This window comes from Pedobacter antarcticus (genome assembly GCF_900112985.1).
Lineage (GTDB): Bacteria > Bacteroidota > Bacteroidia > Sphingobacteriales > Sphingobacteriaceae > Pedobacter > Pedobacter antarcticus.
Genome location: NZ_FONS01000006.1, coordinates 55,650 through 70,251 on the forward strand (window position 1 = coordinate 55,650; position 14,602 = coordinate 70,251).

Annotated in this window: 10 protein-coding genes and 1 tRNA gene; 8 read left to right on the plus strand and 3 right to left on the minus strand. The window is 40.4% G+C overall.

The features are described from left to right. Nucleotides 1-203: 203 nt before the first annotated feature. From BM192_RS13330 to BM192_RS13350, 5 genes are all read left to right on the plus strand, one after another. On the plus strand, nucleotides 204-413 hold the full coding sequence (locus BM192_RS13330) for a hypothetical protein (RefSeq protein WP_051759726.1): 210 nt from the start codon (nucleotides 204-206) through the stop codon (nucleotides 411-413). 16 nt (nucleotides 414-429) lie between these two features. Then, nucleotides 430-1,674, plus strand: coding sequence for a hypothetical protein (locus BM192_RS13335; protein ID WP_037439292.1), 1,245 nt, complete (start codon nucleotides 430-432; stop codon nucleotides 1,672-1,674). 137 nt (nucleotides 1,675-1,811) lie between these two features. Then, on the plus strand, nucleotides 1,812-2,426 hold the full coding sequence (locus BM192_RS13340; RefSeq protein WP_074964018.1) for an RNA polymerase sigma factor: 615 nt from the start codon (nucleotides 1,812-1,814) through the stop codon (nucleotides 2,424-2,426). 81 nt (nucleotides 2,427-2,507) lie between these two features. After that, the gene (locus tag BM192_RS13345) at nucleotides 2,508-3,533 is read left to right on the plus strand and encodes a FecR family protein (protein WP_051759728.1); all 1,026 of its coding nucleotides are present in this window, start codon (nucleotides 2,508-2,510) and stop codon (nucleotides 3,531-3,533) included. Nucleotides 3,534-3,543: 10 nt separating this feature from the next. Beyond that, complete coding sequence (locus BM192_RS13350) at nucleotides 3,544-6,252, plus strand: outer membrane beta-barrel protein (protein ID WP_037439294.1); 2,709 nt, start codon at nucleotides 3,544-3,546, stop codon at nucleotides 6,250-6,252. Nucleotides 6,253-6,296: 44 nt separating this feature from the next. Here the strand turns inward: BM192_RS13350 and BM192_RS13355 are convergent, their stop codons facing one another. Beyond that, complete coding sequence (locus tag BM192_RS13355; protein WP_037439295.1) at nucleotides 6,297-8,801, minus strand: phosphocholine-specific phospholipase C; 2,505 nt, start codon at nucleotides 8,799-8,801, stop codon at nucleotides 6,297-6,299. 248 nt (nucleotides 8,802-9,049) lie between these two features. Between BM192_RS13355 and BM192_RS13360 the strand changes: the two genes are divergently transcribed. From BM192_RS13360 to BM192_RS13370, 3 genes are all read left to right on the plus strand, one after another. Next, entirely contained in the window at nucleotides 9,050-9,358 is a 309-nt protein-coding gene (locus BM192_RS13360; RefSeq protein ID WP_037439297.1) for a putative quinol monooxygenase, read from the plus strand. Nucleotides 9,359-9,505: 147 nt separating this feature from the next. Continuing rightward, nucleotides 9,506-9,578, plus strand: a tRNA-Gly gene (locus tag BM192_RS13365). Between the two features lie 632 nt (nucleotides 9,579-10,210). Continuing rightward, the gene (locus tag BM192_RS13370; protein WP_037439299.1) at nucleotides 10,211-11,104 is read left to right on the plus strand and encodes a Fic family protein; all 894 of its coding nucleotides are present in this window, start codon (nucleotides 10,211-10,213) and stop codon (nucleotides 11,102-11,104) included. Nucleotides 11,105-11,554: 450 nt separating this feature from the next. On the opposite strand, the gene BM192_RS13380 is transcribed toward BM192_RS13370, so the two are convergent. After that, nucleotides 11,555-13,153: an amidohydrolase family protein gene (locus tag BM192_RS13380; RefSeq protein WP_037439301.1), complete on the minus strand. Its 1,599-nt coding sequence runs from the start codon at nucleotides 13,151-13,153 to the stop codon at nucleotides 11,555-11,557. Between the two features lie 14 nt (nucleotides 13,154-13,167). Continuing rightward, entirely contained in the window at nucleotides 13,168-14,595 is a 1,428-nt protein-coding gene (locus BM192_RS13385; protein WP_037439302.1) for an APC family permease, read from the minus strand. Nucleotides 14,596-14,602: the final 7 nt, after the last annotated feature.

Genomic DNA, 14,602 nt, shown 5'->3' on the forward strand with positions numbered 1-14,602 from the left:
GCGAGCATCTTTAGAAGTTCCTTTACCAATGGAATATAAACTGCCAGGTAAATAACACTAAATTCAGACAGATTGGCGAAATGCCAATCATCGTTAGACTCCCCGGAAAGAAATATTAATTAAATCTGAGAATACCGCAATAAATCATTCTGACAGGAGTTCTATAATCGATTTTTTTATTCATAACTTAAATAAAAATTGCCATGATGCAGGAAACCAGTCTAATCGCAAAACAAATTCATCCAGCGTCGTTGATTAAAAGGATGCTGGTCGGTTCAATCATCGCACTCGTTCTAATCGTAGTGTTTTTGTTAAGTGCCGGAGCTTCTAATCCAGAATGGGGAAAATTATGGATATTAAAACCGCTAATTATCGTTCCTCTGGCTGGTGCAGCGGGTGGCTTCTTTGATTAGAACTTACGACATAAAGATGAAAGAAGACATACGCATCCATCTGAACGATTCCAGGCAACTCGAAAAGATGTACCGGGCTAACAAAAATAATTTCAAACGTGAATTTAGCGAGCTTTATCCGGAGCTAAAAGGCAACGCCCTTGCTGATTTCTGGAACGAAAGGCTCAATTATGAGAATGAAGAAATCAACTGGGGAACTGGCCGGGAGTTAGGAATAGTCATTATTGCTTCTCTTTTTGCAGGGCTGATTGCAAGACTACCCGATTTACTGCCTATCACTGACGCCTTTTTCTACCCCCGCAATACCGCATTCGTCATTTTTCCATTGTTAACCGCTTACTTCGCCTGGAAAAACAAACTATCAGTTGGAAAAATAGTCTTTATAGTTTTTACAATTATTGCAGGCATGCTTCTCATCAATTTCCTGCCGGACGTTAGGAAAAGTGATACGCTAATTCTGGCATGTATTCATTTACCATTATTTCTATGGTCTGTATTAGGGTTCGCTTTCGTCGGCGGAAGACAAAATAACGAGCAAAGACGACTGGGTTTTTTGAAGTACAATGGAGACCTGATTGTTATGACAACACTCATTCTGATCTCTGGTGCAATTCTGACCGGTATAACCATAGGACTCTTCTCACTGATCGGCTTTAATATTGAGGAATATTATTTCAAAAATGTTGCTGTATTCGGATTAGCCGCGGCACCAATTATCGGTACTTACCTAACCCAAACCAATCCACAGTTAGTCGGGAAAGTTTCTCCGGTGATTGCAAAGCTGTTCAGTCCTCTGGTCGTAGTTATGCTTTCCGCTTACCTTATAGCTATTCTTTATTCGGGGAAAGACCCTTACCAAGACAGGGATTTCTTGTTGATTTTTAACGCCTTGTTAATTGGCGTTCTCGCTATAATTTTCTTTTCGATAGCCGAAACGTCAAATTCGGGTAAAAGCCGTGTCCAAACAGGAATTCTTTTTATATTATCAGTTCTAACCGTCCTGGTTAACGGCATTGCCCTGTCAGCTATCCTATTTCGGATATCGGAATTTGGGATTACCCCAAACAGAATAGCAGTTCTCGGTGGAAATATGCTGATACTGATCAATCTGCTTTTAGTAACATTGCAGCTTTTCCGTGTACTTGCAAAAAAGTCAGACATAACCAGCGTCGGAAAATCTATCTCATTTTATTTACCCGTTTACTTCATCTGGACGATCATAGTGACATTTTTCTTTCCTTTTATTTTCGGGTTCAAATAGCAGCCTTACCTCATCCCAAACAGGGGCACACTGCCCGCCGATTAATTAAGATATTTTAACCAGCAACAGACCCTACAAATGTGCTCCGTTGTTTGAACATCTCATAAAAATTGTATTTTAGCCGGAAACAGCACACCTTGCAAAACTTACGTCTTAATCCCGGAGAATCAGAAAACCTTCACTGGCAATCCTTTAAAACAGGCAACCCGGCTTCATTTGAATATCTTTATCAACAATATTCTGCGGGGCTTTATAACTATGGCGATAAATTCAGCGGAGATAAGGATCTGATCAAAGAGTGTATTCAGGAGTTGTTTGTGCAGATCTGGACAAAACGGAGTTCAATTGGAAATCCCGAACATATCAAGAACTACCTGTATAAATCTTTCAGAAATCTCATTCTTAAAAAAACAGCTCAATTACAGAAGAATCAGGGTTTTGATGATCTTGAAAACTACGGATTCAATGTCAGTCTGAATATAGAAGAAGCATTGATTGATGGAGAAAGGCGTAAAAAAATAAGCGGGCATCTTCAAGAAGCAATCTCTAAGCTTACAGCAAGGCAAAAAGAGGCGATATTTCTGAGATTTTATGAACAGCTTTCCTATGAAGAGATCGCAGAAGTTATGGGAATCACGGTTAAGGCTAGTTATAAGATAATGGCCAGATCGCTCAGTTTTTTAAGGGATAATCTGTCTAAAGAAGATCTGCTGATACTGTACATGGCATTTCACATGAAATTATTAAACTGATAATCAGCAAGATAAAAAATTAAGATAATTTTAATGGGGTGAAATAGTTCGTGGTCGGCTAATAGGATCAAAATAAGGAAGATGAAGAAACAATTAACCGACTATCAATCTTATACTCTGGAGGACCTGATCAATGATGAATCCTTTATGGTATGGGTAACCCAACCCAATGACGAGCTAGATACCCATTGGAGCAGCATCCTGGAGGCCTATCCCGGATTAGCTCCAATTATACAGGAAGGCAGGGAAATTATACAGTCCATGCGTTTTGAAACGGAAGTACTGGATGCTAAAGAGCAAAAGGAACTTTGGAATACTATTGCTGCTAAAACTACTTTATTAGATAAGCCCATTAAGCAGATCAGACTCTGGTCGCGCTATGCAGCTGCCGCAATATTGGTTGGTGTACTTTTCGCATCCGGTCTTTTCTACTCCGGCTTCCGTCAGGTAACTATCCAGACTCCATATGGTCAATTACAGAATGTAACGCTGCCAGATGGGTCCCTGGTGACTTTAAATGCGAATTCCAATATCAGATATGATAAGAAATGGGGAGAAAATCAGATCAGGGAAGTATGGATTGAAGGAGAAGCCTTTTTAAAAGTAAACCATTTGCATAAAGAAGGACAGGTAAAAAATAATCAACGTTTCATTGTACATACTGGTGTATTAGATGTAGAAGTACTCGGTACCTCTTTTAACGTTAATGACAGAAGAGGCCGGACAGCAGTTGCCTTATTAGAAGGAAAAGTTAGCCTCGGTTTGAATACCACTCGGGAAAAACCAATTATAATGGCTCCGGGAGATATCGTAGAATATACTGGAGGCAAGTTAAATAAGAAGCCGGTCGATGTCGTGGAATATGCTTCATGGAAAGATGGGAAGCTATATTTCAGAGATGTCCCTGTCTCCAGAATATTTGATTATTTCGAAGACATATATGGGTATAAAGTAAAGGTAGACGATCCGGAGATTTTAAAAAGAAGACTTTCCGGAACAATGAGTTCGAAGAATGAAAAAGTTTTCTTTGAAACCATCGCCAGAACACTAAACATCAGCATCACACCTGATCACGATTCCCATGAACTCATCATTAAATCAAATTAAGACGAGAATCATGGAAAAATATTTCAAAACAGGACTAATCATAGTGATTAGTATGTTCTTCTTATGTTCGGCCGATGCCATAGCCCAACAGGTTAAACCAGCAGGAACGCCGCAGTCACTGACTAGTGTGCTGTCCTCTTTAACAATACAATATAAGGTCAACTTTTTATATGAAGAGACAAACGTAATCCATCAAAAAGTAATATACGACGCAGCACATTATAAAGGTAAATCTATCAACGAGGTACTAAATAATTTATTAGCGCCCTTAAATCTCTCCTGGTATAAAGTCGATGCTCAAAACTATTCCATCTTCCCTAAACCAGTGCCTTCAATTCCTCAGATACACCAAATCTCTGCCCCGGGTTTGACAGGGCAGGATTCAGTAGTAAGGGAACAGATCGCCGGACGTGTACTGGACGAGCATCAACAGCCCCTGGGCTATACCAAAGTCACTTTACTAACTGCGGCAGATTCTGCTTTAGTGCTGAATGCATTGACTGACCCCGATGGTAATTTCGGTTTTACGGGAATTAAAGCAGGTGTTTATAAGATCAGAATCTCTGCGATAGGAAAACTGCCCTATATCACAAAACCTTTTACTGTTGGCGGGACATTACGTGTAGCGATTGAACCTATCGCGATGCGGGCATCTGAAGAAACTTTAAAAGAAGTGAAGATTACTTCTGCCAGACCACTGGTAGAGACGAAAAGTGACAGGCTTATTTATAATGTCGAAAATAGTGCTATGGCTGCCGGCAATTCCTTACAGTTACTTCGCTCCGCACCTTTCGTTAGGGTTTCCGCAGACAACAGTGTGAGCTTGCAGGGAAAGAAAACTATGATCTTGATTGATAGCAAGCCGGTTCCTGATGTTTCACTGGAAAACATCCTGCAGACAATGCCGGCAGGAAATATCCAGAAGATTGAATTGATTACCCAACCCTCAGCCAAATATGACGCGTCCTACGGCGCCGTAATTAATATCATTACTAAAAAAAGTCAGTTAGAAGGTCTAACCGGTAACTTTCGACTCGATGGTTCTGCAGGAAAGTATGCTAATGGTAATACAAACCTCTCCACTACCTATAAGCGTAACCGCTTAACTATTTCTGCAAATGGCGGGCTCAATAAAGGCGATAACCTTTTTGGCCTTACCGGCACCAGGTTTCAGGATCCTTCAGATCCTTCATATTTCCTGACAAATAACTGGAAACGGATTTCGCATTACAATAACTACTCTTTTCAGGGCAGCGTGGAGTATCAACTAGACAAAAACCAAACTATCGGGCTGTTCGCCGACTTGAACAGATACGATGCTAAAGGTCCCTGGGCTACACAAAACGAATTTGGAAGGCTGAATGCAAAGCCAGACTCTATCTTACTGACTGATGCCGATTTTAACCTAAAAATCAGATCTTCTACCTATAATATTAATTATCACCTTACAGCGGATTCGGGAAAGCATGATTTAACAATTTTGGCAACCTTTACCCCCTGGGAAAGAGACATGTTCCAGCAATTTCCATCTGCACTTTATGATGGATCCGGAAAATTGATCAAAACCCCTTTCCTATATCAGAACAGGAACAGGGGTAATATCGATGTTTATATTGCACAGGCAGATTACACCCGCCAGTTTAAAGATAACTGGAAGTTGGAAACCGGTGTTAAATACCAGAAAACCGATTCCAAAACAAGTGTCAATTACGAAGACGACCGGTCCGGAGAGATGCAACAAGTTCCTGAATTTTCAAGTCAGAATACCTTGCAGGAATCTATTGGCGGTGCATATGGGATAGTTTCCAAAGGTTGGTCAGACACTAAAATACAAGCTGGGCTGCGTCTGGAAGATACCAGGGCGAATTTCGCAGAACATTTTCGCCAGCATTATACAAACCTCTTCCCCACACTTCTAGTGCAGCAGCAGTTGAATAAAAACGTTGATATATCGGCTTCCTATAAAAAAACGATCAGCCGCGCGCCCTATAATGAGTTAGTACCTTATATGGTCTCGACCAATCAGTATACAATTGAACAAGGCAACCCAGCACTGGTACCTGCTTTCGACGATATCTATTCCGTAAACGCTAATATTCATAAGCTTAATCTGTCTGCTATTTACACGAGAAATAAAGGGCTGATCGGACTTTTTCCGGTCAAACAGGATTATGCAACCAAAGTGACCTACTATTCCCGTCAGAACTTAAAAAGTGCTTCAGATATTTCCCTTTACTTGTTCTATCCTTTACAGATTACTAGTTGGTGGGAAACCATCAACAGCGGTACGCCGATCGGATACAACCAGGCTGAAGGCATGGTATTTGGCCGGCAGTATAAACTATCTGCTTTTCATTCAGATTTTCGGACATCACACGTATTCAAATTTTCCGAAAAGCTAAAATTTCAGATAGACGCTTATTACTGGACAAACTACGTACAGGATCTCTCACATAATACAGGTAATAAAAATGTAGACGCTTCCTTTCTGCTGAACCTATGGGAAGGTAAGGGTCAGCTTAGATTAGGTGGAAATGAACTGATATTTAAACGTAATGATTATGTTGTCTCCAGAGATTACGGAAGTTTCCGTTCTGCAGAAAGATTAAATACCGACAGCAAAAGAATTTATGCGGGTTTCACCTATAAATTCGGAAAATCACGTGTACAGAAAAACGACACAAAATTAGGCAATGAAGATGCTTTAAGAAGGTTATAAAAAAGCGCAGCCTCTTTTAAATTTAAAGGAGGCTGCGCTATATATTAAACCATTCTACCCATTAGCGGGTCTGTTTTGGTAACCTGCCCAGTTTCAACCCGTCCGGCGTACTGTGCCATAAAGCTACTTTCACCTTTCAGGCCAACAGTAAAATCGTACCAGTTATAGCTGTTTTTTAAATTCAGCACCAGACTCGCCTTATTAGCAGCAGGCACTTTTAATATTTGCTTCCCTGTCTTATAGCTCAAGTCGGAAATCTCTATTTCTTTTACAGTTGTTGCTGTATTATTAACTGTAACAATCACGTTCCCACTTAGCTTTAAAGGATTGTTCGGAGATTGTTCGTAGCGTATCTGAATTTGTAATGACGGATCAGATTCAGCTCCCTGAAAAGACCTGAAAAAACCATTCGGTCCATGCACGTGTAAATGATACCTGCCCTTTTGGAAATCTTTTATCGTCCACTCATCTTCCAGCGTGTCGCCCGCAGCTACTGTATAATCCCATACCCTTAAGGTTTCATTCTGATAAGGATTCATCGCGTATACCGTAAAAGGACTGCCTGCAGACTTTTTGCCAAAGACTTTCTGACCAGCATGGAAAGTTAATTTCAATTTGCCCTGCGCTGAAACTGCATTAACATAAAGTTCATAAGGGATTGCACAGGCAGATCTGACTCCCTTTTCCTGCTGTGGAAATATGGTAGAAGCAGCCTGATTTTCGTTTACCTGTCTGATCTCTTCTGCATTCAATGCTTTAAAATTATCCGGCTCTTCCTTAAATTTCGCAGAATAAATCTTTTCCATAAAAGGTCGTTTCTCCAGAAATTCAGGCTGCTGAATTTTCTCACCATTATAAGGTCTGAATGCAGCCGTAAGATCTCCACACACCGTTCTTCTCCAAGGCGTTATATTCTCTTCTTTGATACTTTTATTGAATTTTCTCTCTATAAAATTCTCCAGAAACTGGAGTGAAGAAGTATGATCAAAAACCTCGGAACACACATAGCCACCCCTGGTCCAAGGTGAAACAATGATCATCGGAACTCTATAGCCTAATCCAATTTGGCTCTCCCTAATCTTTTCCGGTTGCGCCGAAGGGTTCGTCTGCTGATCCCGGGCAGCAAAATCGAGTTTTGCATCGAGGCCTTTAGACATTTTACCTGTATTCGCTTTAAACGGGTGTGTCGGCACATAGGGTGGGACATGGTCGAAATAACCATCGTTTTCATCATAGGTCATAATAAAAACTGTCTTTTTCCAAACTTCCGGATTCTTGGTCAGAATTTCCATAACCTCACTCACAAACCATGAACCAAACCAGGGCACACCGGGATGATCTGAGAAATTTGCAGGCGTCATTAACCAGGAAACTGCAGGTAAAGCGCCATCATTTACATCTTTCCTGAACTGATGCAACACATCACCCTTTGGAATATTCAACTCTCTTTCTACGCCTTTATCGGTATAGGTAAGCGGAGTTAATGTATGAAAATCCGGATCATTCGTATTGGTGGTAAATGCTTTTGCATTTAAGCGCTGTGCTTTTTCAGACAAGGCGTTATGGGCTTCTACCGTATATTTTTGCTGATCCTGCTCAATTTTGCGTAGCAATTTCTGCATTGCCTCTAGCTTTTTCTGCTCATCATCGCTTAAATCTGCAGGCATTTCCGCCAGCTGGACCTCAAGCAACTTTTTCTTTTTTTGAAGGTTCGATACAGCACCGGGATGAAGTCTGACATTATATTGCTCAAAATACTCCAATACATTTGTACCAAAATTACTTAACCAGCTGCTTTCTTCTCCATTCAGGCCAAAACCCATGGTCAGTTCATTCTGATAGATTTTCCAGGAGACCCCGTTTTCTTCCAGCCTTTCCGGATAAGTTTTCCAGTTCAGTGTTGGTATATCGTAATTGCTGTTATTCCAGAGATGTGCAATTCCTTCTGGACTATTTTTTTCCCGGACAGTACCTGTCATCCAGTAATAACGGTTAGGATGCGTCCCGGCAAGTACGGAGCAAAAATTCTGATCACAGACAGTAAACGCATCAGCTAAAGAATGGTAAAATGGGAAATCTTCCCTTTTACAGTATCCAATGGTTAAAGGTATATGCGCATATGTTGTTTTATATGGTTTTTTGAAATCCAGCCACTGATCGTATTTCCCACCGTTCCTGGCATCGGTCTGATCTGTCCAGTTGTGTGGTGTAGAGCCCATCCACGCGACTTTAGTTTCTTTGATGTCAAGATGAAAAGGTACATAGGTCTCCCCTTCTTTATTAGATTGCAACCATACTTTATTCTTATTTGGTAACTGTACAGCCCTGGGGTCATTAAAACCGCGAACCCCCTGCAGTGTTCCCAATGCATGGTCAAAGGAACGGTTCTCCTGCATCAGGAATACAACGTGCTCTGCATCGTAAAATGTACTGCCCGCTGCCGGATCAATAGCTAATGCCTTTTGTATAACGGGCGGCAAATTATTAATCAGGCCGGCACCTGTGGTTAGTAATGCTGCTTTTTTTAGAAAGTCTCTACGTGAATCCATATCTTATTAAACCTGTTGACACCTGTTCCCACTGGTTAAATAATAAACCTTAGAAACCTGTTTTGATTTAGCGGCTAAAGTAGCTGCAGAATGATTAAGTAAATGTTAAGACTGTTTTACCTTAAAAAGGTTTTTTATAAACTCCTGACATCCTATGTAAAATGTCCGTTCAAAGAATAATTTAGCAAATAATATTACTATTTTGGGATAACCGTTAAAGAACGAATCCATCAAAACCAAATATTATTATGAGCAAATACGGACTACACGGCAAGTTAAAAGCGACACCAGGTAACGCAGAACAACTGGCTTCAATTCTCCTCCAGGCATCTGAACTGGTCTCTAAAACAAAGGGATGTAATTTATACATTATCAGCAGGGACAAAGATGATGAAAATATGTTCTGGGTAACAGAGATCTGGGATACTAAAGAAGACCATCATTTATCTTTAAAGACGGAAGGCGCTGCAGAATTGGTACTACAGGCACTCCCTATTATCGAAGGCAGCCCCAGCGGAAGGGAATTTGAAATCATCGGAGGTTTCGGTCTGAAATAATAGCTGTAAAACCTTTTTATTCGCATAAAAGACACTCTACATTATTTTACTGTTATTTTTTCAGCTTGAAATTCAGAGTGTTCCGCGAAATATTCAAAACGGGGTTTATAAAAAAGAAAAAATATCTATCTTCGTGACGTAATCAACGCGAAAGTAGCTCAGTTGGTAGAGCACGACCTTGCCAAGGTCGGGGTCGCGAGTTCGAATCTCGTCTTTCGCTCTAAAGCCTTCCCACTCAGGAAGGCTTTTTTTATGCCTATATTTTTGGGCAGCTAATTGATCAATGGATCAAGCGGAATTGTTGAGGATCAATGCCAAATGTTGTGGAGCAATCATTTTTTTTTGAATTTAAGCATACAATTGGGTAAGTCTGTAAAGGAATAACTGCACGATTCTTTTGACCTTCCGTCGGGTCCGATGGTTTTTTATACAGTAATTCCAGTATAGTACACTCGGACTAACGTTAAGGTTTGAAAGGGTATTGATAGGGTATTGAAACGGTGTTCAGTCGGTGTTGATATACCCAATTACCGACTGAACACCCTTTCAATACCGTATCAATACCGGCTCAATAGCCTTTTAGTGTAAAGCGAGCTAACCAATAAAAATTCAGGTAAACTTAGTAGAGGAATGAACAACATGATTAGGGTGAGGGCACAAAAAAAAGAGCAAAAACTAAGGTTTTATGCTCCTTTGAATTCTCGTCTCCTAAACCAGTCCGAAAAAAGGGAGGGTTCCATATTCACACAGGAAATAAAATCCTCAATTGTTGCCGTTATCGGCAACAATTGAGGATTAGACAGTTGTTGTTTATTGTATATTTGCCGATAACGGCATTTATAATCAAAAGCTATGAATTATATTTCAGTAAGTGAATTTGCAAAAAAGCGGAACATTCCCGAAAGAACTGTCCGGAATTATTGTGCTATAGGAAGGATTAAGGGAGCATTCTTAACTGGTAAAACATGGAATATTCCCGATGATGCAATATTGCCTGAGAAAGCAAATAAGAAGAAATTTAGTGATAATCAATTACTCAATCATCTCAACGAGCAAAAAGAAATGAAGCTCAAAGGTGGTATTTATCACCGTACGCAAATCGATCTGACCTATAACTCAAATCGCATAGAAGGAAGCAAATTAACCCACGACCAAACACGATATATTTTTGAAACGAATACTATCGGAGCATCCAAAGAAAGCGTGAATGTAGATGATATCATAGAAACGACCAATCACTTTCGATGTATTGATTTAATCATTGATAAAGCAAAATCTAAATTATCAGAATCATTTATAAAGGAATTACATTTCCTACTGAAATCAGGAACATCTGATAGTCGAAAAAACTGGTTTAATGTAGGCGAATACAAAAAACTACCAAATGAAGTTGGTGGTAATGAAACTTGTTCGCCAAAAGAAGTTTCATCAAAAATGAAAGAACTGCTTTTCCAGTATCATAACATTGAAAAGAAAACTTTTGAAAATATACTCGACTTTCATCATCAATTTGAAATTATTCACCCATTTCAAGATGGTAATGGTCGTGTTGGCCGGTTGATTATGTTTAAGGAATGTTTAGCCAACAACATTGTACCTTTCATTATTGATGAAGATAATAAGATGTTTTATTACAGAGGATTACAGGAATGGACTGATATAAGAGAATATCTATTAGATACTTGTCTTACTGCTCAGGACAATTACAAAGCTATTCTTCAGTATTTTGAAATAGCGTTTGAGTAGATTTGAGATTATTTTTCTCTTAGTAAAGGGCTTGATCAGAAAATATTTGAACTCAATCGATTTCAGTTTTCTATTCTTCCTTTAAAATCACTCTGCACTATAAAAAAAGGAGAACAAATAAATGCCTCCAAATTATCTGAAACAGGGATTTATTATGTAATGAACGGCGGAATATGACCATCTGGTTACCATTCTGAATACAATTCAGATGCAGAAATTATTTCTATAAGTGAAGGTGGCAATTCTTGTGGATATATTCAATATAACTATACTAAATTTTGGAGCGGAGGACATTGTTACGATGCGCCAGCGTATATCAAAACTTCTAGACAAAAAAAGCGACTAAGTAAAAGACATGTTTTACTTAATCGCTTTTAAAAGTTGATAAATGAGGAACTTTTTCAGTGCCCTCCTGAAAAAGCTCCCCTTTTTATAAAAAAAATTAGCTTATTAATGCTGATGAACGCCAGGCTGAACAAGCTTATAACCTGTTTTGGCTTTTTCTTTTTCTACCATCTCTTTTACATCCGCCAATAATTTTTTAGCATCATAAATGATTCCGTCTTTGATCGTGTATTTCACACCACCAGCTCTGATCACTTCGTTGTTTGCATTCAGCTGAATAGCTCCCGTTCCGTATAAAACCTGCAGGTTTTTCAATGGGTTTTCTTCAACGATTACAAAATCTGCAAGTTTACCAACTTCTACACTGCCCAGGTCTTTCTCCATACCTAATGCCTGTGCGCCACTTAACGTAGCTGCTTTAATTACCTCAAGCGGATGGAATCCGGCTTCTCTAAGCAATTCCAGCTCTCTGATGTAAGCAAACCCAAATAATTCATAAATGAAGCCCGCATCAGAACCTGCAGTTACCCTGCCGCCCCTATTCTTGTATTCATTGATAAAGGCCATCCAAAGCTTATAGTTCTGCTTCCAGTCATTCTCTTGTTCTGTACCCCAGGAATGCCAGTAAGAACCATGAGAATTCCAGCTTGGGCTGTAAAAATCCCAAAGCTTAGGCATGGTATAATCTGCGTGCCATTCGACTGTCCTTGCCCGCATAAGATCCCTGTTGGCTTCATAAATATTAAATGTCGGATCTAAAGTAAAATCTAAAGCCAGCAACTGGCTGATCAGCTCTTTCCAACGGTCAGACTGCGGTTCCGCAGCTTGTTTCCATAATGTACCTGCTTCGCCAAAACGATCCTGTTCATTCAGATAATTATAGTCCGCAGAATAATGTTGTACAGTACGGTCTTTGAACATCGCTTCCGGCAAACCATACCAATGCTCAAGAGAAGTTAAACCGGCTTTCGCGCTGTTCAATGCATTCCATCGGCCTACATCTGTCTGCGCATGATGTGCTGCTGAACGTAGTCCTAATTTCTTATTTTCGTCAATAGCTGCAAACATCACTTCCGGTGAAGCACCGAAAAACTTAACACCGTCTGCGCCTTTTTTCGCATTTTCACGTACCCAGGCTCTAGCCTGTTCCGCTGTAGAAATTGGCGTTTTATTACCCTGACCGAACACCGTATAGGCGAAGATACGTGGCGCAGTAATTTCGTTGCGCAGACTTTTAGCTTTCTGATCCAGCACCCAGTCTATACCATTCATGCTACCAGGTTCACGAATTGTAGTTATGCCGTGTGCCATCCATAATTTAAAGACATAGTCTGCGTCGGAACCTTTTTCTGCACCGCCGATATGACCGTGCATATCAATAAACCCGGGTAAAAGATACATCCCTTCTGCCTGCAATTCTTTCCCTCCTGCTTTAAGTACCGGTCTTCTTGCTGGATTAATCTTAACTCCCGGAGAACCCACTGCCTGTACGTTTGTGATCCGGTTTCCTTCTACAACAATATCGACAGGTCCCATCGCAGGAGCACCAGTACTGTTAATGAGCGTTACACCGCGGATAATAAGTTGTGGCCAGGGGCCTTCGCCATCATTTCTGGGTGACGCTTTCTGTGCCTGGGCAAAACTGCTCAGGCCGGAAAACAACAGCGCAGTAAACAAAAGGCTGGTTAATTTGAGATGTTTCATATAGATCTGTTCAATTAAGATTTACGGTAACGTTCAGAAATGTAATACACTGGAATTCCTAATAACACGATAACCAATCCCCATCCACATGTACTGGTTTTATAATACAATAATCCACCACAGATAACCGCCGCACATACAATGTACAGTGCTGGGATAAATGGATAACCGAAAGCTTTGTATGGTCTGTCAGCATCCGGATATTTACGTCTCAAAATAAAAATACCACCGATAGTCAGAATATAGAAGATCAGAACCACGAAGATTACGTAATCGAGTAAATCTCCGTAACGTCCCGTCAGGCATAAAGCCGATGCCCATAGACATTGAGCCCATAAACCCCATCCCGGAACTTCAAATTTATTCAGTACCGCAGCTTGTTTAAAGAATACGCCATCCTGTGCCATTGTGTAATAAACTCTTGCACCAGAAAGGATCAGGCCATTATTACACCCAAAAGTTGAGATCATGATCATGATAGCGATAACCAATGTTCCGGCTGTACCAAAAATATACTGCGAGGCTGCTACGGCTACGCGGTCAGCAGGTGCATTGGCAATCTCCTCCATAGAGAGAACAGCAGTGTACATGATGTTGGTCGAAACGTAAATTACGGTGACGATCATCGTTCCGAGAAACAGGCTCAATCCAATATTTTTACGCGGATTTCTAATTTCTCCGGCAATAAAGGTGACGTTATTCCAGGCATCACTGGAAAATAGCGAACCCACCATAGCCGAAACTACACCGGCAAATAAAGTAGCACCACCAATAGTTACTTTAGTCTGTGTACTGGCATCCCACCTGAATGGTGTGAACATATCTGTCCAGTTTGCCTGCCATACTTCGGTACGAAACGAAAATGCCAGACCTGCAATGATCAATCCGAATAAGGACAGAATTTTAACAATCGTTAATATCGTCTGGATGATCTTACCATTTTTAACACCGCGGCTATTGATCCAGGTGAGTAAAATAATCGTACTGATGGCCAATATCTGAGCAGCATTAATATTTACACCGCCTATAGAAAACAGAATATTATCATCTCCCAGTGGCGCGTATAAATAAGCTGCAAATTTCGCAAAAGCTACACCAACAGCGGCAATTGTACCGGTCTGAATTACCATAAAGGTAGACCAGCCATATAAAAATGCAATAAGCTTGTTATATGATTCTTTCAGATATACATATTGTCCTCCTGCTTTCGGGTACATCGCAGAAAGCTCTCCGTAACTTAAAGCGGCCATTAAAGTAACCATACCGGTGAGCAGCCAGATAATAATCAGCCAGCCTGCACTCCCCACACTACGGGTGATATCGGCACTGACGATAAAAATACCGGAACCAATCATAGATCCGACAACCAGCATCGTGGCGTCCAGTAAGCCCAGCTCCCGCTTCATTTCATGGTTTTCTGTTTCGTTTTCGATTTTAGACATGTTTTTT

Bases quoted from the DNA above. Each gene is read 5' to 3' on its own strand.
- BM192_RS13380 (WP_037439301.1), bottom strand. From the start codon at position 13,153: ATGAAACATCTCAAATTAACCAGCCTTTTGTTTACTGCGCTGTTGTTT.
- BM192_RS13330 (WP_051759726.1), top strand. From the start codon at position 204: ATGATGCAGGAAACCAGTCTAATCGCAAAACAAATTCATCCAGCGTCG.
- BM192_RS13350 (WP_037439294.1), top strand. From the start codon at position 3,544: ATGGAAAAATATTTCAAAACAGGACTAATCATAGTGATTAGTATGTTC.
- BM192_RS13345 (WP_051759728.1), top strand. From the start codon at position 2,508: ATGAAGAAACAATTAACCGACTATCAATCTTATACTCTGGAGGACCTG.
- BM192_RS13370 (WP_037439299.1), top strand. From the start codon at position 10,211: ATGAATTATATTTCAGTAAGTGAATTTGCAAAAAAGCGGAACATTCCC.
- BM192_RS13385 (WP_037439302.1), bottom strand. From the start codon at position 14,595: ATGTCTAAAATCGAAAACGAAACAGAAAACCATGAAATGAAGCGGGAG.
- BM192_RS13355 (WP_037439295.1), bottom strand. From the start codon at position 8,801: ATGGATTCACGTAGAGACTTTCTAAAAAAAGCAGCATTACTAACCACA.
- BM192_RS13360 (WP_037439297.1), top strand. From the start codon at position 9,050: ATGAGCAAATACGGACTACACGGCAAGTTAAAAGCGACACCAGGTAAC.
- BM192_RS13335 (WP_037439292.1), top strand. From the start codon at position 430: ATGAAAGAAGACATACGCATCCATCTGAACGATTCCAGGCAACTCGAA.